This is a genomic window from Tolypothrix sp. VBCCA 56010 (assembly GCF_050875635.1).
Taxonomy (GTDB): Bacteria; Cyanobacteriota; Cyanobacteriia; order Cyanobacteriales; family Nostocaceae; genus Hassallia.
The window spans coordinates 1-19,959 of sequence record NZ_JBPAOH010000151.1 but is presented as its reverse complement, the minus strand read 5'-3'; the positions used below and the strand labels follow the sequence as shown (position 1 = coordinate 19,959).

Genomic DNA, 19,959 nt, shown 5'->3' with positions numbered 1-19,959 from the left:
TCCGCATCCCCCCCTCCCCCCCTCCCCCCCACTCCCCACTCCCCAATCCCTAGTAGCAATGGTCGGGGATGGTATAAATGATGCCCCGGCGTTATCGCAAGCTGATGTGGGAATTGCTTTACATTCGGGGACGGATGTGGCAATGGAAACTGCTGAAATTGTACTGATGCGCGATCGCTTAACCGACGTTGTAGAATCTATTCAGCTTAGTCGTGCTACCTTCAACAAAATCCGTCAAAACTTATTTTGGGCTTTTGCATATAATACATTGGGCATTCCCTTAGCCGCTGGTGTTTTACTCCCCAGTTTCGGTTTTGTTTTAAGTCCATCTGGTGCTGCTGCTTTAATGGCGTTTAGTTCTGTTAGCGTCGTCACTAACTCATTGTTATTACGTCGAGCAAGCTTATCGTCCGTAGAATCCTCCTCTAGAGGTAAAATTTTTCAGCACAGGTCTTGGTTTTGCCCATCTCAGGTTAAACTAAGTCGTTAGTCAGGTTATGGGTGCATCTCACAAAGCCTGTTGACACTCTTAAAAGAGCAACAGCAGCCAAAAGAATAGAACATCTTCGTTCTTTCATATTGCAAGTCAATATGCATTTTAATTGCATATTACATTAGTAGGACAGACTTTGAGTGCGCGAAAATGGCAAGAAACCACACTAAACAACTTTTAATTAATTACACAACCACTTCTAGCAACGATTTGTCAATGGCAGCAGAAACTAATGAAAGCCATCTACTGATTATTGAAGACGATCAAGGACGCAAAGAATTTACACTCTCACGCCCTTTGTATTCTATCGGTAGACGCGAGTGCGATATTACTTTAGTATCGCAGTTTGTCTCACGCCGTCATGCCACATTAGTCAGACTGCCACGAGACGATAAAAACCATAGTTATTATTATCGGATTGTCGATGGTGATGCCAAAGGCAAACCTAGCGCTAACGGTTTAATGATCAACGGTCGCAGGATACCAGCACACGATCTGAAAAATGAAGACGAGATTGTTTTTGGTCCTCAGGTACGTGCTATTTATTATTTGTTAAGAGATACTGCACGACCCATAATACAAACAGATGCCACAGAGTATGATATCACACTCATCAACCCCGGCATGGCTGAAGATATAGACGAGGATATTGAAGATTGAAAACCTGCCAAAACTGGTATGTTTTTATTATCATCTTCCTTTTTCGCTATAAAGGCGTGTTGCTAAAGAACCGCTTGATACTCAAAAAAGCAACCTTGAGCAAACGCCTTTGTCATGAGTACCACTGGCTACCCCGCAATGCTTTCAATCAAATGCCAATGGCGGTTATGTTCGATCGCCTGCTTGACGTATTCAAACACTTGGCGGCAGTGATTATCAAGTTGAAGAGGCAGTTCCTCATTTTTAATCACAATACTCATCCGGGTTTCTGTTTCCGTAGCTGTTGACTTATCAATCAAAACTTCCACCTTGACTAACTTAGAGAAGGAAACACTACCAGGAATTTCACGAGCCATAATGTAATCGGCTGTATAGTATTGAACATCAAACTCACAGTCTTGCAGAAGTTCTACAACCAACGGCTGGAGATGGTCAATAGTCACAGAAACAATAAATGAACACGTATAGCGAGCCATAGCCCCAAGCAAACGCAACACTCCGTCCATCCTATAATATCGAAGCATGTAAAAGGCAAGTAGTTATAGATTCATAATTAAACTGGGGACGCTTGGACGCTTGGATTAGGGAAGAGGGAAGAGGGAACAAGTAAGGAAAACGTCCGCAGTACTTAATTCCTTTCTTGTTCCATAAATTAATTTAATTGCTCCTCACCCCTTTATTCCCAATCCAAGCGTCCCTTTTTGGTAAAAGAAGCTGAAATTTGATAAAAAACTTTAAAATAGTAAGTTGGGCAAAGGTGCAAAATGAAAGTAGCAATTACCGGGGCAACAGGATTCGTCGGCAGTCGTTTAGTAGAACGACTTCACTTTGAAGGTCAAACAGTGCTGGTGTTAACTCGCAACACCACCTTTGCCCAAAAAGTTTTTCCTTCTCAGGCTTTTCCGAATGTAGAAATTATCGATTCTACACCAATCTCTGATTCTTGGCAAGATGCAATATCAGGTTGTGATGCTGTAGTCAATCTTGCTGGAGAACCGATCGGTGAGGGACGTTGGACACCAGAACGCAAGCAGGAAATTCTCAACAGTCGCAAACTGACTACGCAAAAAATTGTCGAAGCGATCCAGATTGCTAACCCCAAACCATCCGTGTTAGTCAATGCTTCGGCTATTGGCTATTATGGCACCAGTGAAACCGCTACCTTTGACGAAACCAGCGCTTCTGGTAACGATTTTCTCAGCTTTGTCTGCCAAACTTGGGAAGCCCAAGCGCAAAAAGTAGAAGCAGCTGGTGTGCGATTAGTTATTCTGCGTTTCGGGATTGTTTTGGGAATCGGTGGTGCTTTGGGCAAAATGATTACCCCCTTCAAACTCTTCGCGGGTGGTCCCATCGGCAGCGGCAAACAGTGGTTTTCGTGGATTCACTTAGACGATATTGTAAATTTAATACTGCAAGCTTTAAAGAAATCAGAAATGCAAGGCGTATATAATGCCACTGCTCCTCATCCCGTCCGCATGTCAGAATTATCCCAGACTATGGGGCAAGTAATGAATCGTCCTTCTTGGTTGCCGGTTCCTAGTTTTGCGATCGAAGCTCTTTTGGGTGATGGAGCGATTGTAGTTCTCGAAGGTCAACAAGTCCAACCCAAACGCACCTTAGAAACAGGTTTTGAGTATCAATATCCTAACTTAAAACCTGCTCTAGCACAAATTCTCAAATAAAGTTATTTCTTAATTCGTAGTGAGCGGTTTACCGCTCATAATTACCCTAACCCAGCAAAAATAAGGTTTGAGTGCCTTCTTGACTTAGAGTGCGCTCTAAGATTTAAGCTGATTGTCATGGGAACAGACCTCACCATTCAACAAGTCGCCGCACTCACGCATCTCAGTGAACATACGCTGCGATATTACGAGCGCATTGGCTTACTTGATCCGATTCACCGAGCATCAAGTGGGCATCGTCGCTATTCAACTCAGGACATTGCTTGGATTGAGTTTCTGACTCGCTTACGAACCACGGGAATGTCCATTAGCCAAATGCAGCAGTTCGCTGCCTTACGTCGCCAAGGAGATCGTACCGTGCCTGAACGACGACTTTTGCTAGAGGTGCATCGAGATGAGGTTCAAGCCAAATTGGATGAGCTTCAACACAATTTATCTGAAATTCAACAGAAAATTCAACTCTACAAAACATTGGAGCAGAACAATGACGTTAACACATGAGCTAACACAAGATCGCTATACTCGTGGATTAAACAAACTGGGTGAAATTGATGGTGAAATGGGGCAGCAGGTAATTGAAAGCCTCAAAGCGATCGCTCCTGACTTTGCTCGCTATCTAATTGAATTTCCGTTCAAAGACATCTATAGTCGTCCAGGGTTGGATTTGAAATCGAGAGAAATTGCCACAGTTGCCGCACTCACGCCATTAGGCAATGCCCAGCCTCAACTTCGCGTTCATTTGCAAGCGGCTTTGAACGTCGGCTGTACGCAACAGGAAGTGATTGAGATTTTGATTCAGATGGCTGTTTATGCAGGCTTTCCTGCGGCACTGCGCGGACTGTTTTTCGCTCAAGAGGTATTTGCCGAGTTTGACCATGTTAAACAACCAACAAAATCGCCAACAGAGATTGTGCAAGCTTATTTCGCTGCGTTTTTGAGCGGGGATCTGGAAACAACGCTTTCAATGCTGAACGAGGATGTAGAGTGGCATGTGCAGGGTGCTCCCAATGTTCCGACAGTCGGCACGTTGCAGGGAAAGGAACAGGTCAAAGCCTGGATGCTTGATTTTCCTAACTATTTCAAACCTCTGGTGTTCGAGGTGGATCGCTATTTCGAGAGCGCTGATGAAGTGATTGTGACAGGACGATTCAAGCATCTAGTTCTGTCAACCCATCGAGAAGTTGGCAGTGAATTAGCGATCCATTTCCGAGTCAAGGATGAACTGATTTGCAGCTACAAGATTCTGGAGGATTCTTATGCGCTCTATCTGGCTTTCAATGAGTAAAAAGCAACGCTCAATAGATTCTTAATAGTTAGTTGATACTAGTCAACAGCTAACTACTGACTGGAGAGGAATTTCTTAGAAACCCAACTGATAATACCGCTAAGAATAGCACCACCCATGAGGATGCCGATCGCCGGATTAAACACTGGTTGCCAAAGTTGATGCCATAAATCTAAACCTAGATTTACTCCAACAGCATTACCGATAACAGCGATCGCCAACCACCCAAAACCTAAAATTACCACAAACACATCCGCTACTAAAACCAGATTTAGCCAGTTTAACAATTTATCTTTCATATAGGGACGAGGGACGCTTGGACTGGGGAGTAGAAAGTGGAAAGTAATAATTTTTGACAACTAACCACTAACTACTAACCACTAACAACCATCAATTATTCTGGAAACAGCCAGCTTTTGACTTTTAGCAAACTCTGCCAATCTGGTTTTCTGCTTAAACCGTCTTCAATGCTGCTTTTGATATCATCCCGCCATTCTGGGTTAACAAATATTAATTGTTGGGCAAAATCAATATGTTGCCTTAACCCTTTTTCACCTTTTTCCAGCATCGCTAAGGCAAGATTAATTCTTGCTTGTGCGTCTTGTGGATTTAATTTTACTGCTTTCTGGGCGGCTTTCTGAGCGGAGTTGGGTTTATTATCTAGCAGATACAACCACGCTAAACAAGTCCAAGCGGAACTACTTTTAGGAGCGCGATCGCATACTTCTTGAAATACAGGGATTAATTCATCCACTGATTCTCCAGCTTTATAACGTTCTAAACCTGTATCAAACAGGGATTCAACTGTTTGAGTCATAAGTTATTAGTCAAGGGTCAAGGGTCAAGGGTCAATAAAGTTTAGACTATGGACTAAACACCAAATGATTTACCACAACCGCAGGTTTGATTGGCGTTGGGGTTGGTGAATTGAAAACCACCGCCGATCATGGCATCGCTGTAATCAAGCATCAAGCCATAAAGATATAATAAGCTTTTGCGATCGCAAACAATTTTGAAGCCATCATAATCAAACATTTCATCTTGGGGGCTAATCTTACTCGCGTCTTCAAAATCCATCATGTAAGACATCCCAGAACAGCCACCTTGACGCACTCCTACCCGCAAGCAAAGGTCTGCGCCTTGATTATCCCGCAACCTTTTCACTTGTCGTAATGCGGCTTCACTCAGTTGAATTCCTCGTTGAGATACTTGTGCTTGTGTCATCTTTTCAACTCCTTTATGTGGTATAACCAGAACCTTGTCTGGGCAAGTTTATAAGTTGAAACCCCAAGCTAGGAGCGCTGAGGTCGTCCCTTGCTGTTGAGTGTATCCATTCTAGCGGCATTGATGTCCCAGAATAGTAAATTGTAAATACTCCTTTAAAAGCCGCAAAAAGCAGCCAAAGATTTTTATTCTAGAATTGAGGGACTCGGTGTTTGTAATTCGGTGTTTTTGAATAGCAGGCATGGTAGCCAGCAGCCTAACCCCTATAAAGGTGCAGCCGTGTTAATTAATTTGAGCGCTAACGCTCGCCATTTTCCTTAAGTTTACTTGCACATTGCTTGTTTTGACTCTTCTTTACTTTATGACAAGTTTTAATCGCTCTACCAGTCGTCGGTTACAGAAACTAATTCAAATTCCTTCTGTATGGGAGGGCGATCGCCGTCCGATGTCATCACCAAGTAGAGATGACTCGGAGGGAAAAGGAGAATGCATTCTTTGGGTAGATGGTTCCCAAGGAATTGTGCGCGGGATGGATGTTGTCGATCCAGACACAGGTCCTGAGGCGATCGTTCGCACTCTCATGCGAGCAATGGAACATCCCCACAGTCCCGCAAAACCAGCTCGTCCGCAAAGAATAGTCGTCAGAGATCGCGAGATCCAATTTTACCTGCGCGGGGTACTGCAAGATTTGGATATTGCCATTGACTACGTACCCGAATTACATTTAATTGATGAACTGTTTCGCGGATTTGAGGAAATTATTGATAGTCAAGTTCCCGAATTACCTCCACAGTATGCGTCAACCCTCCGCAATCAAGCATTGGCAATATGGCAAGCAGCTCCTTGGGAATTTTTAGAAGAACAACAAATCTTATCAATAGAAATTAATAAGTGGGATGTTGGTACACTTTATGCCTCAGTAATGGGAATGCTGGGGATGGAATACGGAATTTTATTTTATCGCTCAGAAGATTCTCTCAAACGATTTCGCGCCACTGTTTTAAGTGATGATGAATCGCAAGAGCGTTTAGAAGAAGCTTTTCTCAAACAAGATTGTCTGTTTCTCACCTTTGAGGGTAGCAACGCCATCGATGAAGATGACGATGATGTTGAGGATCTGGCAGATTTGCCCTTATCGGAAATTGACCCTACCTTCGGCAATATCCACCCTTTAGAAGGACTGCGGTCTGTTTTGTATGACGAAGAAGCTCTTGTAGTCTTGGTGGCTCTAGAAAGCTTCTCTCGGTTTATCCGCGACCATCGACACCAGCTTATTGGAGAAACTTTCCTTACCCTCAGCCGTCGCTATCGCATTACACTGCCATCGGATGAATTAGCTAAATCGGTTAATATCACCGTTTCCACGATGCCGCAGTTAGCAGCCGAATTAGAGGAAATGGCAGGCTTTAGCAGCACTGAGGAGGGGGATTTTGCCAATAACCCGATGTTCCGCTCATTGCGAGATGACTTGATTCCGGAAGATTCTTTTCTCAGCTTGGGTGTAGTGTCTTGGGAAATGTTGGAGTATTTACGCAACGGTGTAACATATCATCAAGCAGGCGAAATTCAACAAGTAGGTGACGGATTGCCTGTGATTTTAATTCAGACTTCCCGTCCCAAGGCGAAGATTGTAATTGAAAGTATTGAAGCTGCGGGCAAACTTAAAGCAATTTGTTTTAATCCCGGTGCCGATCCTTTCGATGGCGATCGCTACGATTTGGGTTTATTGCAAACTAACAATGGGGAATTATTTCTTTTCGGTGAGTTTTTAGACGATGACCCCATTCATGTAGAAGCACGTAAAAAATGGAATCAGCGGTGTAAAAATACTCAGGGTTACTGCGGCTTAATTATTGCCAAAGGACTTACAGGAGCTTCTCGCGGAAATCCGCAATTGCGAGATATGATGGCTTTATTTGAAGCGCGATCGCTTTCGCCGAAAGAGTTAGGTATTGGCACTCTCCAGTTGATGCCGCAGCTTCAATTTGAATGATTTTATATTTCATATCATGTCCGTCTTAACATTAATAAAAACATACCTACCGTCGTAGAGACGTGACAATGGAACGTCTCTACATAGCCGAATCATTACGACAATCGGTCCTTTAGGCAGTTCTCCCATCCTGCTGCGACCTAAGTTGTGCCTCTTTTTGAATTGAGCCAGCAGGTAAAGCTTCACGCCTCGCTCCTGACGCTCCATTGTGATTTGGGGTTTCTGGAGGGTTCGAGCCTCCTGGTGGACGCTTGCGAGAAAACATTGCCTTAGCCGCACTCTTCACCAAGATGTACAGAATAGGCACCAAGAACAAACTTAAAAACGTTGCCAAGAGCAACCCTCCAAAAAGCGCTGTCCCCAAAGACCAACGGCTACTTGCTCCAGCACCCTCAGAGAGAACCAAAGGTAAAAATCCTAACAGCGCGGCAAAAGAAGTCATTAAAATCGGTCGCAAGCGTTCTTCCCCCGCTTTCACCGCTGCTCGTGTGATGCTCATACCCTCCTCAAGTAGCTGATTGGCAAATTCGACAACTAAAATCGCGTTCTTGGCTGCCAACCCAATCAATGTTACCAAACCTACTTGACAATAGATATCATCTACCACTTTGGGAAAGAGGCTATCTGTCATAAAAATATTAGAGCGTAGCCAAATCGCCGTCATCGCTCCCAATACTGCTAGGGGAACCGTTAGCAAAATAATAATCGGGTCAATGTAACTTTCGTACTGAGCTGATAGCACCAGAAAGACAATAGCGATCGCTAAAGCAAAAATCAGCGCTGTGGCTCCTCCAGAAGTCTTTTCTTGCAGATAAGTCCCCGTCCACTCGTAACCAAAACCTTGGGGTAAAACCTCTTTTGCTACTTCCTCCATCGCTTTAATTGCCTCACCAGAACTCGCACCAGGAGCCGGAGCGCCCTGAATTTTGATCGATCTATACAAGTTATAATGCGTGATCGTTTTCGGTCCGACAAAGGGCGTAATTTCCACCAAATTGCTCAAGGGAATCATTGTCCCATTAGCAGAGCGAACATACAGCTTGCCAATATCATCAGGATTAGCGCGGAAAACTCCATCTGCCTGGATATATACCCGATATTGTCGCTGTCCCTGCACAAAGTCGTTCACATATTGTGACCCTAAATAACTTTGCAACGCGGTAAAGATTTGATTGATATCTACATTCAGAGCTTTAGCTTGGTTGCGGTTCACCTGGATTTGAAATTGCGGAGTATTTGCAGTGAACTGAGTGAAAACTCGTTGCAAAACAGGCTTTTTATTCGCTGCCGCAATAACCTTTTGAGCATTCTCAACCAAGGTTTCAATGGGAGCGCTCCCGGTTCGGTCTTGAACGATAAACTCAAAACCACCCGTACTACTCAACCCGCGAACCGGTGGAGCATTCACCGCAATTACTCTGGCTTCTGTAATCGTTGATAGCTTTTTGTTCAGGTTTTGAATTATTCCATAAACAGACTGAGATTCTTCAGTTCTTTCTTTCCAGGGTTTCAAGTTGGCAAACGCAATTCCTAAATTAGAAGCATTTCCATCGAAACCAAAGCCAGAAATCATAAAACTCGCTCTCACCTGCGGAACCGATGTAACTTCTTTCGCAACCCGCTCCATAATAGATTCGGTGTACTTCAAAGAAACCCCATCGGGAGCCTGAACAATCACAAAGAAGTAACCTTGATCTTCCTCTGGAATAAATCCGGTAGGCACTGCTTTGTACATGAAAACCGTTGCCGCTAAACCAGCGAGAAAAACTCCAATGACAATCGGCTTGACATGAGTGAGGTAGCTGACAAACCCGACATATCGGCGCGTGAACCAAGCAAATCCGCGATTAAACAGCCCAAAGAACCAGCCTAAAGGTCCCCGTCCAGGTTGAGCTGGGCGCATCAGGATAGCTGCCATACTTGGAGAGAAAGTTAAGGCATTGAAAGTCGAGATAGCGATCGAGCAAGCAACAGTTAAGGCAAATTGTTTGTAAACGATACCAGTGGTTCCCGGAACAAATGCCACGGGAATAAACACCGCCATCAGTACAAGTGAGGTGGCAATAATTGCCCCAGTCAATTCCTTCATTGCCTCCACAGCTGCCTCAAAGGGCTTCATGCCCTGTTCCAGCTTGACTGCGACTGCCTCCACCACAATAATCGCATCATCGACGACGATACCGATCGCCAGAACGAAACCAAATAAAGTTAAGGTATTAATCTGAAATCCTAAAACCAACAGAGCCGCACATGTTCCCACCAAAGAAACAGGAATTGCCACCGTAGGAATAATCGTAGTCCGCCAGTCTTGCAAAAAGACAAAAATTACCAAGACTACCAGAATAATCGCTTCAACCAAGGTGTGCAGCACCTCTTCTAAGGAAATTTCCACAAAAGGGGTAGTGTCAAATGCGACCTGCCCCTTTAATCCGGGAGGAAAATTCTTTGATAACTCCTCAATTTGTTTCTCAACAGCGTGAGCAACTTGTAAAGCATTACTACCCGGAAGTTGATATATCCCCAAACCGACAGCCGGCTTGGGATTACTTCCTGGTAAAGTGAATTTAGCATCAGCAAGATAATTTTCTGCCCCTAATTCAACTCGACCCACATCTTTGACTTTAATTAAGCTGCTACTGGCGACATAATTATTATTAACAGCAGTGGCACTATTAGGATTATTACCTACTTGACCCACCTTTAACACCATGTCTTCAAATTCAGCCACATCTTTGAATCGACTACTTGCCCGCAAAGCAAATTCAAAGCTTTGATTATTTGGTGCTGGTTCTTTACCAATTGCGCCTGCACCTACTTGAATGTTTTGTTCTCTCAAGGCAGTTGCGACATCTTGCGGTGTCAGCTTATATTGTGCCAGCTTATTCGGATCGAGCCAGAGACGCATTGCATATTTGCGTTCGCCAAAAACCCTAGCACTACCGACACCAGGAATCCGTTTAATTTGGTCGAGAATCAACAAGTCAACATAATTACTAATAAAAATGTTGTCGTACTCATTATTTTCTGCGTAGAAACCGTATACCAAAAGGAGACTGCTCGATGCTGTTTCTACAGTGACACCCGTTTGTTTAACAGTATCTGGCAATTGTGGATCGGCGAGCGCTCTTTTGTTTTGAACGTTGACTTGAGCAATATCAGAATTAACATTAGTTGGAAAGGAAACAACTATATTGCTCGCGCCGTCATTACCCGTATTAGAAGTAATGTAAGAAACATCTTTAACACCGTTAATTTGTCGCTCAATAATATTAGTAACAGTATTTTCGGTTGTTTGAGCATCTGCACCAATATTATTAGAAGTAACGTTGATTTGAACAGGAGCGAGGTCTGGTAGCTGCGAAATCGGCAAAATCGGAATACAAATGCTTCCCAGCAGCAAAATGATGATTGTACATACAGTCGTTAAAACTGGGCGTCTGATGAAGGTATTGACAAACATAAGCTAATTGGGCATTGGGCATTGGGCATTGGGACATTAGGGCATTAGGGCATGGGGCATTAGTTGTAGGATGCCGATCTCATGACCATTTAGCTAGAAGATTGAAAAACACAATTAAAAATTAAAAATGCTTTTTCTAAGTTTTTAATTGTTAGTTTTTAATTCACTTTGTTTTGTCGTTTCTTCTGGTGCGGGCTTGATAGCAGCATTATTTGTTAAACCAAGAATGCCGGAAACAACGATTTTTTCACCAGGTTTTAATCCTTCAATAACTTGATAATTATTTCCCTCAATTGCTCCTAACTTCACTGACTTTTGTTTGGCAACTAAGGTTTGTGTATCTGCTTGAGGTTTTTCTGGTGCTTCTGCCACAAAAACAAAAGTTTCTCCTCCCAAACGAGATATTGATGTAACTGGAATTAAAATTCCCGGACGCTGATCCCAAATTACTCTTGTTTGCACTGACTGACGATTAATCAGTTGCCCGCCAAAATTGGTAAAAGTAGCTTTAGTTAAAACTGTCTGCGAATCGGAACTAGCATTTGGGGAAATAAAGCTCAACCTACCCCCTGCTGTGACTTTGCCTTGAGCATCAAGCATTTGCACAGGTAAGCCCAAGCGTAATTGTTTGGCTTGATTTAGAGGAATGTTTATATTTAGTTCCAAAGAGTCATTTTTGGTAAGTGTGGTAAGTTGATCTCCTTTGCTGACATACTCTCCTACCTTCACGGGGATAGCACCGATAATACCAGCAAAAGGAGCGAGTACCTTAGTATATTGCTGTTGTACTTGAGCTGCTTGAACTTGAGCCGCAGCTTGAGTTACTTCCGCTCGTGCTTGGGCGATATCTTCCGGACGGGAGCCGTTTTCTTTTTGCCTTAAGTTTTGTCTTTGCTGTTCTAAAGCACCTGCTAACTCGTTGATATCAGAACTTCTGCTTTGGCGGACTTGCTCTAAGCGTTTTTTGGCTGCGATAAGTGCAGCATCAGCACTGCGTTGTTCCTTCTGATATCCTTCTAAGGTATCTTGAGAAACTGCGCCTTGTTTTCGTAAGCTTTCGTATCGCTTTGCTCGCGACTGTGCTAGTTCTAAATCCGACTGAGCAGAATTAACTTGAGCTTCAGCCTGTTGAATTTCCGCAGGTTGCGATCCGTTTTGAGCATCTCGAAGTTTTGCTTCAGCTTGAGTAACTTGCGCTCTGGCTTGAGCGATTTCTTCTGTTCGAGTACCAGCTTTGAGTTCGGCAAGATTTGCTTGCGCTCTTTGTAGTGCGGCTTTTTGTTGTAATAGTTGGGCATTAACATCATCGCTTTCCAAGGCAATAATAACTTGCCCTTGTTTAATGCGATCGCCTTCTTTAACAAGAACCTGACTAATTCGCCCATCTATTCGTGGCTTTATTGGTACTGAGCGTGAAGCTTCTAAAGAGCCGATAAATTGCGAACTTTCCCTTATAGTTCCAGTCTCCACAGTGGCTAGCTTAACAGGAACTGCCATCGGTTTTTTGGCGACTGCCTCAGAATTTGCATTACCACGACTTTGCCACCAACGCCAACCGACACCTGCACCTCCCAAGATTATCAGCATAATTCCCAATATCATCAGCCAACGTCGCTTTTTACGTGGCTTTTGAAGTTGCTCTGATACAGGTTCTTGTTCAGTCTGATGGTCATCAGTAACAGCCATTTCTGTTTCTACGGATACAGGAGACTCAGGTAAATCAGAATGAGGCATCGTTGTTTTCTCTTCTTTTACTTTGACTTGGGCAACCTGGTTTTGGCGGAAAAATCCGTGTTGAAATAATTTTTCCGCCATTTATCTACGTAACTTGGCTGGATGTGTCTTTTATCAACTTTATATTTCGTATATACAAAAAACTTGAATCAATCCCGCTTCATTTTTTGAGAGAGAAATTATCTGTATTTATAGGCATAGTGCTAATACCACGAACAAACAAATCAACGCAAGCATCGATGTAGCATTCACGGTTATAGCTTACTGTAGTTGGGGTAGCAGTGCGACGCAGCATTCCCGAAAGTAGCATAGCTGTAAACATATCTACTGCTATTTCTGCATCTATCTCTGGACGTACTGTGCCGTTTTTTTGACCTTTTTGCAAGTATGCAATTAATTTTTTATACAGCGATTCAGCAGCATCATGTAATATTTGACAGGCAGCATTAGGATGTCGCTTCGCTTCCCCAATAAATGTCCGAATTAAACCTTCATGTTCCTCCAACATTTGATTGAATAATGTTGCATAATGTCTTAAGTCGATGAGTAGATCCTGAGTCCATTCGTCCTCATTGGCTAAGGCTTCAGCCTGTAAAGCTATCATTTGCTGGATCACGGCTGCTAGTAGTTGCTCTTTGTTTTGAAAATGACGAAACAAAGTTACTTCGTTTACCTTTGCAACACGCGCAATCTCACGCGTTGTCGCTCCAGATAAACCTTCAAGAGCAAATACCTCAGTAGCTGCTTTAATCAATCGCGCACGAGTTTGGGCTGTCTTCGATGCAAAATTCTCCACAAAACGAATGCAAGTAATTACTTGCCTATATTATAAGCAGATACAGGTAAATATTTATCAAAATTAGATATTGACAATGGGGAATGGGGCATTGGGCATGGGGAGACAAGGAGACAAGGAGACAAGGAGACAAGGAGACAAGGAGACAAGGAGACAAGGAGGAATTGCCCATTGCCCATTGCTGATTGCCCATTGCCCAGTCCCTAGTCCCTAATCCCGCTACAATGAAAGTAGTTAGACTTCATTGAGATTTGTAAATTAGGGATAAGCTGTTGTCATGGCTCCCGCTGTTTTAATTCAAAACCTACAAAAGCGCTACGGTACAGTTGAAGCCGTCAAAGATGTCTCCTTTCAGGTAGAACCAGGAGAAATCTTTGGTTTACTCGGTCCCAACGGAGCCGGGAAAACAACTACTTTGCGTACCTTATGTACTCTTACCACACCAGATGCTGGCAAAATTGAAGTATCTGGGATTTCTGTGTTGGACAATCCGAAAGTTGCCAGACAAAAGCTAGGCTATGTGGCGCAGGAAGTTGCTTTAGATAAAGTGCTGACTGGACGAGAACTGCTACAACTGCAAGCGGCACTTTATCACTTACCGGGCAACATAATAAAGCAGCGGGTAAATACGGTATTAGATTTACTCGGTTTGCAGGAATACGCCAATAAAAAGACAGGAACTTACTCTGGCGGTTTACGCAAGCGTCTAGATTTGGCTGCTGGTTTACTTCATGCACCAGATGTTTTAGTTTTAGATGAACCAACGGTAGGACTTGACATAGACAGCCGTTTTGTGGTATGGGATTTTTTACGTAAGTTGCGTGCGGCTGGAACAACGGTACTAATTACCAGCCATTATTTAGAAGAAATTGACGCGCTAGCCGATCGCGTAGCAATTATCGATCGCGGTGTTGTGATTGCTGCCGGCACACCATCAGAGTTGAAAGATAAATTAGGGGGCGATCGCATTACTTTGCGAATCCGCGAATTCTCCCCACAAGAAGAAGCAGAAGAAGCGAAAAACCTGTTGCAATCTTTGCCTTTTGTCCAAGAAGTCATCATCAACAGCGCACAAGGTAATTCCCTCAACTTGGTGGTGACACAGCAAAACGATGCTTTAATTACCATCCAACAAAAGCTGAATTCCGCAGGCTTACCAATGTTTGGTATCGCCCAATCTCGCCCTAGTTTAGATGATGTTTACCTCGCTGCCACAGGACGCACATTAATGGATGCAGAACTAGCAGCCGCAGCAAATCGCGATCCGAAAGCAGAAAAGAAACAAAATATGAGATAAGGGCAATGGGCATGGGGCATGGGGCATGGGGAATTGAAGAGGGGGAAAGGGAAAAGCGGAAAATCTGAGCGGAGGTTTCCTCCGATCAGACTTTTTCAAGACAGGGAAAAGGGAAAAAAAGAATTATTACCAATGCCCATTGACCATTGCCCATTGCCCATTGTCCATTGCCCATTGCCCATTGCCCATTGCCCAATCTAAAATCCAAAATCGATATGAGTGTTACTCCTAAATCTGATATAAATTGGCAACAACTAGCATCGCCGTCAATTAAGGCTGATACTGCTCCGAATTTTTTCGGTGAATTGGTGCAAGAGACGCTTGCTTTGACTCGTCGCTTGTTTATTCAGTTGCAGCGTCGTCCTTCAACGCTGATTGCCGGAATTATTCAGCCGGTGATGTGGTTGGTGCTGTTTGGTGCTTTATTTCAAAATGCACCAAAGGGTATATTTGGCAATACCACAAATTACGGGCAATTTTTGAGTGCAGGCGTAATTGTTTTTACCGCTTTTGCCGGAGCGCTGAATGCGGGTTTACCGGTGATGTTTGACCGAGAATTCGGCTTTTTGAATCGTTTACTCGTGGCACCTTTAGCTTCGCGGTTTTCGATTGTGTTGGCTTCGGCAATCTTTATTATTAGCCAAAGTTTGCTGCAAGCGGCGGTGATTGTGACGGCGGCGGCGTTTGTGGGGGCAGGGCTACCGGATGTAGCTGGATTGAGTGCGATCGCCTTAATTGTCTTTCTCTTGGCTTTGGGCGTGACTGCTATCTCCCTCGGTTTGGCTTTCGCTTTACCGGGACATATCGAACTGATTGCGGTAATTTTTGTGACTAACTTACCGTTATTGTTCGCTAGTACCGCCTTGGCTCCTTTATCTTTCATGCCTAAATGGTTGCAAATTGTCGCTACCCTTAATCCTCTGAGTTATGCGATCGAACCAATTCGCTACCTCTATCTCCACAGCGATTGGGGACTGGGTAGTGTAGTCATGCAGGCTCCTTGGGGTGCTGTTACCTTTGGTGAAGCCTTGCTGATATTGTTAGGCTTTGCTGTTGTCGCCTTATTGAGCATTCAACCCCAATTGCGCCGGACTCTTGCGTAAGATCAAAGCATAATTGATGTGGAAATATTTTCAATGAGGGGCAAAACTGCATGAAAATCTCATTTTTACCGCTTACCAAACTCGTTATTCTCACTGTGGCTGGAATTGGCGTTACTTCCTTAATAATGCCTAAACCCAGCTTGGCTCAAACTGGTTCGATTAACGATCCGCAAAACGTCGATCCACTAAACAGTACCGATCCTTTATCTCGCAGCAATACTGAGCAAAATCCTTTTAGTTTGTTTCAGTTGATTCATAACGCTAATTTTGGCGGTGTCAACCCCGACTTTGCCAGAGAACAAAATCAACAACTAGATACAGCAGCGTTAGAGTTTAAAAAAAGACAACAACTGCTACTTCAAGGTAAACAGCAGCCAATCAACCCGAACGTGGGGATAGCGCCGGTGATTCGACCACCTGCAATAACACCCCAGTCGGGTAAGTGATTCTAAAAAGAAAGGTAAAAGGCAGAAGGTAAAAGGTAAAATTTCATCCCTTTTACCTTCTTTTGTTGTCAGTCTTGGCTGCAACTTAATGGTACGCCAAAGCATATCAGGACTTACGCACTCGTTATGGAAAAACGAACCGCGTTCGCGCAGCGTCTCCGACAGGAGAAGTTATGAAGGACACGTTCGCGCTTCGCGTCTCCGACAGGAGAAGAGAAGAGGGTTTCAAAGGGTTTTTGCGTAAGTCCTACATATGAAAGGTTATCTGCGGTGGGTGAGGTTGATCGTTGGATAGCCAAAAAAGCAAATAAAAAAGAAAAAATATTAACAGAAGCAAGATTGTCATGTCTGAACAAGCAAAGCCGCCGGTTGCGCCTGTCAAACCTGTTACAGATGACTACTTCGGTACAAAGGTAACGGACAATTACCGTTACATGGAGAACTTCAACGATGAACAGGTGCAGCAGTGGGTGAAAGCGCAAGCCGATTTTACAACCAACGTACTCAACCAACTGCCTGGGCGCGATGCCTTCTTTAACCGCATGATGGAATTAGAGGCTTCCGTTCCGGCAAAGGTGGACTGCGTGTTGCGGCTTGCTAATGGCAAAATTTTCTACCTCAGATGTGGGTTACAGGACGATGTGTGGAAACTGTACATGCGAGACGGCATGAACGGCAACGAAATTCTTTTGGTCGATCCTGACAAGTTCAGACAAGAAACAGGCAAGCCCCACGCGATAAATCAATTCATACCGTCGTGGGATGGCAAGTATGTTACGTATGCTATTTCGGCAAGCGGTTCGGAAGAGACTTCACTTTATGTGATGGATACTGAAACTTTTAAAAATGTAGACGAACCAATTTCGCGGTTGCATTACGGTGGAAATTGGTTGCCCGATAACCAGTCGTTCCTCTACACCCGCCATCAAGAGATGAAAGAAGGCATGGCGAAGACCGAAAAGAATCTGCATAGCAAAGTCTATTTGCACAGACTTGGCACGGATGTAGAACAAGATACCCTTGTCCTCGGTCATGCAGTGACTCAAGGCGTGGATGTCTCGACCGTTGCAGTTCCTTTTGTTGTTGCCGTTCCCAATTCCGACTATGTGTTTGCAGTCATCCTCTACGGCACGCAGAAAGAGCTTGATCTCTATGTCGCAACTCTGGCTTCATTCAATCAAGGTACACCAGAGTGGAAAAAAATCTGCGATGCGACCGATGAAGTAAAACTCTTTGACGTGCATGGAGAAGACGTGTATTTGCTAACTCACAAAAATGCGCCTCGGTACAAGATTGTCAAAACATCGTTGAAAAATCCTGACGTTTCTAGTGCTGAACCGGTCATGGCCCAAAGCAACCAGATTATCGAAATTATGTTTGCCGCTATTGATGCGCTTTATGTGCTGACAAACGACAATGGCATTAACAAAGTTATTCGCATTGCTTACGATGGCATAGCAGAACCACTCAATCTACCGTTTGCTGGCACAGTCGATTTTTTTGGAAATGACCCCAGAATCGCCAAAAATGATCCCAGAGTGTCAGGAATTCTGCTGGGTATGACCACTTGGACGAGATTCTACAGCATTTACGAGTACAATCCGAAAACCAATCAAATCACGGAGACAGGTTTACAAGCAAAAGGTAAATATGATGCACCGGATGATTTAATTGCTCTTGAAGTCGAAGTGCGATCGCATGATGGAACGATGATACCGCTCTCTATTGTCCACAAAAAAGGGATCGAGCTTGATGGTTCAAATCCATGCTGGCTAATTGGTTATGGAGCTTACGGTTTTCCTTTGTACCTTGGCTATCAACACCAAAATTATGCTTGGTACAAAAAAGGCGGTATTATCGCATTTGCCCATGTGCGCGGTGGTGGCGAAAAAGGTGAAGCGTGGTATCGCGCCGGATTTCAGCAAACCAAGCCGAACACCTGGAAAGATTTTATTGCTTGCGCTGAATATCTAATCGAACAAAAATACACCTCGCCCGCAAAACTGGCGGGGGAAGGTGTCAGCGCAGGTGGAATCTTGATTGGCAGAACCATTACCGAACGTCCCGATCTTTTTGCTGTGGCAATTCCACGGGTGGGTGCCATGAATGTAATTCGCTTTGAAACAATGGCAAACGGCGTGAATAACATTCGTGAATTTGGCAGTTGCAACACTGAGGCAGGATTCAAAGCACTCTACGAAATGGATGCGTTTTTGCATGTCCAAGACGGCGTGGACTATCCAGCAATGATGATTACGCACGGCATTACTGACCCGCGATGCGAACCTTGGCAATCGACAAAATTTGCGGCGCGGGTTCAAGCTGCGTCAGCAAGTGGCAAACCTGTCTTGCTCCGTATTGACTACGAAGCAGGACACGGCGTTGGCTCAACCAAGACGCAACGTCTCCAAGAACGAGCCGACATTTTCACCTTTATTATGTGGCAATTGGGTATAAAGGACTATCAGCCGGCGACGTAGCCAGCGCAATAGAAAAAGATTCTTCCCAACACTACGCTTGTGCGCGATCGAGGAGTAGGAGAAGTAGAGGAAAAAATTACTTCCCCATCTTCCTCTACTTCGTTATCTTCCTGCCATTCGGTTATAGCCCAAGTGCAGTTAATACATCGCTGGCGTGGGTGGCTGTGCTGACATTAGCATCAACGTGGGTGATTTTACCGTTAGGGTCAATCACATAGGTGACGCGCTTGGCATAACCGCCGCCATCGACATCGTAAGCTTGGATTAAGCTTTTGTCTTTGTCAGCTAAAAGGGGAAAATTGAGATTAAATTTTTGGGTAAACGCTTGATGAGAGGCTTCGTCATCAGCGCTGACACCTAACACGACGACATTTTTACCTAGATATTCAGCTTGAGCATCCCGGAAGCTACAGGCTTGTTTGGTGCATCCTGGTGTGTCATCTTTGGGGTAGAAATACAGAACTACCGTCTTACCTGCAAAATCAGATAAAGAAACGGTGTTGCCGTTGGTGTCTTTGGCAGTAAATGCAGGTGCATCCGTACCAACTGCTAGAGGCATACTTGACCTTTCCTATTTGTTGATTGTTGGTGCATCTGAGATTTTACAGTAATTTACAATCATTATGTGACGCATCGAAAATAATTGGTGCGAAAACAGACAAATTCTTTTATCTTCGGTGAAAAACCCAAATACAAAATGCCTGCGGTTGATTTGCAAAGCCAGAATAGTTTTCTTTATCCTGCTAGCACAGTAGAACGAGCGGAGCGATCGCTTGTTTGTTCTCCCTTCAATCTGTGTTTATTTACAGCGATGCGCCATCAAAGTGTACCAGTGGGTGTGATCGCCCTTGATTCTGGTGTCAAAAGTGGCTACACCAAACGTCTTTTGTCAGAATTAGCATGTGATAACGCCTTAGATTGGCTAATTCAAGTCGGTATATTGCGACGCGAAGTCGATGGTCAGGGAATTACAGATAGTTTTCGCCTTACTCCCCTCGGTCGTCAAGTAATAGATAAACTACAAGAAAACCCAAAACGTTCTGCTTCATGGCGCGATCGCCTTTATGATTTTCTAACTCGCACTTTTAGACTACCTTTTTAGATTTTAAAGATAAAGAGTTAGCATTAAGCAATCAAAGGGAACAATATATACGGACTGGGGACTAGAAACTGGGGAGTGGGGGACTGGGGAGACTTGGGGACAAGGAGACAAGGAGACAAGGAGACAAGGAGATAAGGAGACAAGGAGACAAGGAGAATTCAAAATTTAATACTCTCCCCCTCTCCCCCTCCCCCCCTCTCCTTG

The 19,959-nt window shown here is 44.1% G+C and carries 21 protein-coding genes; 13 read left to right on the top strand and 8 right to left on the bottom strand.

Annotated features, from left to right (window positions below; all coding sequences use genetic code 11):
- On the top strand, nt 1-490 hold a 490-nt coding region (locus AABK37_RS33495; protein WP_432555788.1), incomplete at its 5' end, for an HAD-IC family P-type ATPase.
- 153 nt (nt 491-643) lie between these two features.
- Nucleotides 644-1,153 (top strand): FHA domain-containing protein, encoded by a 510-nt coding sequence (locus AABK37_RS33490; protein ID WP_432555787.1) that lies wholly within the window; start codon nt 644-646, stop codon nt 1,151-1,153.
- A gap of 128 nt (nt 1,154-1,281) precedes the next feature.
- Here AABK37_RS33490 and AABK37_RS33485 read toward each other — a convergent pair whose 3' ends face one another.
- Nucleotides 1,282-1,629 carry a hypothetical protein gene (locus AABK37_RS33485; protein WP_432555786.1) on the bottom strand — a complete coding sequence of 116 codons (348 nt, stop codon included), beginning with the start codon at nt 1,627-1,629 and terminating at the stop codon, nt 1,282-1,284.
- Between the two features lie 288 nt (nt 1,630-1,917).
- On the opposite strand from AABK37_RS33485, the gene thyD reads away from it, so the two are divergent.
- The 3 genes from thyD (at nt 1,918) to AABK37_RS33470 (ending at nt 4,120) form a co-directional block, all read left to right on the top strand.
- Complete coding sequence (gene thyD / locus AABK37_RS33480; RefSeq protein WP_432555785.1) at nt 1,918-2,835, top strand: thylakoid membrane protein ThyD; 918 nt, start codon at nt 1,918-1,920, stop codon at nt 2,833-2,835.
- Between the two features lie 117 nt (nt 2,836-2,952).
- Nucleotides 2,953-3,336 carry a MerR family transcriptional regulator gene (locus AABK37_RS33475; RefSeq protein ID WP_432555784.1) on the top strand — a complete coding sequence of 128 codons (384 nt, stop codon included), beginning with the start codon at nt 2,953-2,955 and terminating at the stop codon, nt 3,334-3,336.
- On the top strand, nt 3,320-4,120 hold the full coding sequence (locus AABK37_RS33470; RefSeq protein WP_432555783.1) for a carboxymuconolactone decarboxylase family protein: 801 nt from the start codon (nt 3,320-3,322) through the stop codon (nt 4,118-4,120). The genes AABK37_RS33475 and AABK37_RS33470 overlap by 17 nt, the downstream gene beginning before the upstream one ends.
- A 53-nt stretch (nt 4,121-4,173) precedes the next feature.
- On the opposite strand, the gene AABK37_RS33465 is transcribed toward AABK37_RS33470, so the two are convergent.
- From AABK37_RS33465 to AABK37_RS33455, 3 genes are all read right to left on the bottom strand, one after another.
- Nucleotides 4,174-4,419, bottom strand: a complete 246-nt coding sequence (locus tag AABK37_RS33465; RefSeq protein WP_432555782.1) for a hypothetical protein — start codon at nt 4,417-4,419, stop codon at nt 4,174-4,176.
- 95 nt (nt 4,420-4,514) lie between these two features.
- Complete coding sequence (locus tag AABK37_RS33460) at nt 4,515-4,937, bottom strand: tetratricopeptide repeat protein (RefSeq protein WP_432555781.1); 423 nt, start codon at nt 4,935-4,937, stop codon at nt 4,515-4,517.
- A gap of 53 nt (nt 4,938-4,990) precedes the next feature.
- Nucleotides 4,991-5,344 carry a HesB/IscA family protein gene (locus tag AABK37_RS33455; protein WP_039743545.1) on the bottom strand — a complete coding sequence of 118 codons (354 nt, stop codon included), beginning with the start codon at nt 5,342-5,344 and terminating at the stop codon, nt 4,991-4,993.
- A gap of 361 nt (nt 5,345-5,705) precedes the next feature.
- Between AABK37_RS33455 and AABK37_RS33450 the strand changes: the two genes are divergently transcribed.
- Nucleotides 5,706-7,337 (top strand): DUF6930 domain-containing protein, encoded by a 1,632-nt coding sequence (locus AABK37_RS33450; RefSeq protein WP_432555780.1) that lies wholly within the window; start codon nt 5,706-5,708, stop codon nt 7,335-7,337.
- 112 nt (nt 7,338-7,449) lie between these two features.
- Here the strand turns inward: AABK37_RS33450 and AABK37_RS33445 are convergent, their stop codons facing one another.
- From AABK37_RS33445 to AABK37_RS33435, 3 genes are all read right to left on the bottom strand, one after another.
- Nucleotides 7,450-10,797, bottom strand: a complete 3,348-nt coding sequence (locus AABK37_RS33445) for an efflux RND transporter permease subunit (RefSeq protein ID WP_432555779.1) — start codon at nt 10,795-10,797, stop codon at nt 7,450-7,452.
- 144 nt (nt 10,798-10,941) lie between these two features.
- On the bottom strand, nt 10,942-12,612 hold the full coding sequence (locus AABK37_RS33440; RefSeq protein WP_432555778.1) for an efflux RND transporter periplasmic adaptor subunit: 1,671 nt from the start codon (nt 12,610-12,612) through the stop codon (nt 10,942-10,944).
- A 79-nt stretch (nt 12,613-12,691) separates the two neighbouring features.
- Nucleotides 12,692-13,327 carry a TetR/AcrR family transcriptional regulator gene (locus tag AABK37_RS33435; protein WP_432555777.1) on the bottom strand — a complete coding sequence of 212 codons (636 nt, stop codon included), beginning with the start codon at nt 13,325-13,327 and terminating at the stop codon, nt 12,692-12,694.
- Between the two features lie 76 nt (nt 13,328-13,403).
- On the opposite strand from AABK37_RS33435, the gene AABK37_RS33430 reads away from it, so the two are divergent.
- The 6 genes from AABK37_RS33430 to AABK37_RS33405 all read left to right on the top strand — a co-directional run bounded on the left by AABK37_RS33430 (nt 13,404) and on the right by AABK37_RS33405 (nt 18,653).
- On the top strand, nt 13,404-13,541 hold the full coding sequence (locus AABK37_RS33430; RefSeq protein WP_432555776.1) for a hypothetical protein: 138 nt from the start codon (nt 13,404-13,406) through the stop codon (nt 13,539-13,541).
- Between the two features lie 63 nt (nt 13,542-13,604).
- Nucleotides 13,605-14,624, top strand: a complete 1,020-nt coding sequence (locus tag AABK37_RS33425; protein WP_432555775.1) for an ATP-binding cassette domain-containing protein — start codon at nt 13,605-13,607, stop codon at nt 14,622-14,624.
- 18 nt (nt 14,625-14,642) lie between these two features.
- A complete protein-coding gene (locus AABK37_RS33420; RefSeq protein WP_432555774.1) occupies nt 14,643-14,825 on the top strand; it encodes a hypothetical protein in 183 nt (60 codons plus the stop codon).
- A 14-nt stretch (nt 14,826-14,839) separates the two neighbouring features.
- Nucleotides 14,840-15,727 carry an ABC transporter permease gene (locus AABK37_RS33415; RefSeq protein ID WP_432555790.1) on the top strand — a complete coding sequence of 296 codons (888 nt, stop codon included), beginning with the start codon at nt 14,840-14,842 and terminating at the stop codon, nt 15,725-15,727.
- Nucleotides 15,728-15,777: 50 nt separating this feature from the next.
- The gene (locus tag AABK37_RS33410) at nt 15,778-16,173 is read left to right on the top strand and encodes a hypothetical protein (protein ID WP_432555773.1); all 396 of its coding nucleotides are present in this window, start codon (nt 15,778-15,780) and stop codon (nt 16,171-16,173) included.
- Nucleotides 16,174-16,517: 344 nt separating this feature from the next.
- On the top strand, nt 16,518-18,653 hold the full coding sequence (locus AABK37_RS33405) for a prolyl oligopeptidase family serine peptidase (protein ID WP_432555772.1): 2,136 nt from the start codon (nt 16,518-16,520) through the stop codon (nt 18,651-18,653).
- Nucleotides 18,654-18,774: 121 nt separating this feature from the next.
- On the opposite strand, the gene AABK37_RS33400 is transcribed toward AABK37_RS33405, so the two are convergent.
- Nucleotides 18,775-19,212: a peroxiredoxin gene (locus tag AABK37_RS33400; RefSeq protein ID WP_432555771.1), complete on the bottom strand. Its 438-nt coding sequence runs from the start codon at nt 19,210-19,212 to the stop codon at nt 18,775-18,777.
- Nucleotides 19,213-19,350: 138 nt separating this feature from the next.
- Between AABK37_RS33400 and AABK37_RS33395 the strand changes: the two genes are divergently transcribed.
- A complete protein-coding gene (locus AABK37_RS33395; RefSeq protein ID WP_432555789.1) occupies nt 19,351-19,755 on the top strand; it encodes an Npun_F0494 family protein in 405 nt (134 codons plus the stop codon).
- The last annotated feature ends 204 nt before the right edge of the window (nt 19,756-19,959 follow it).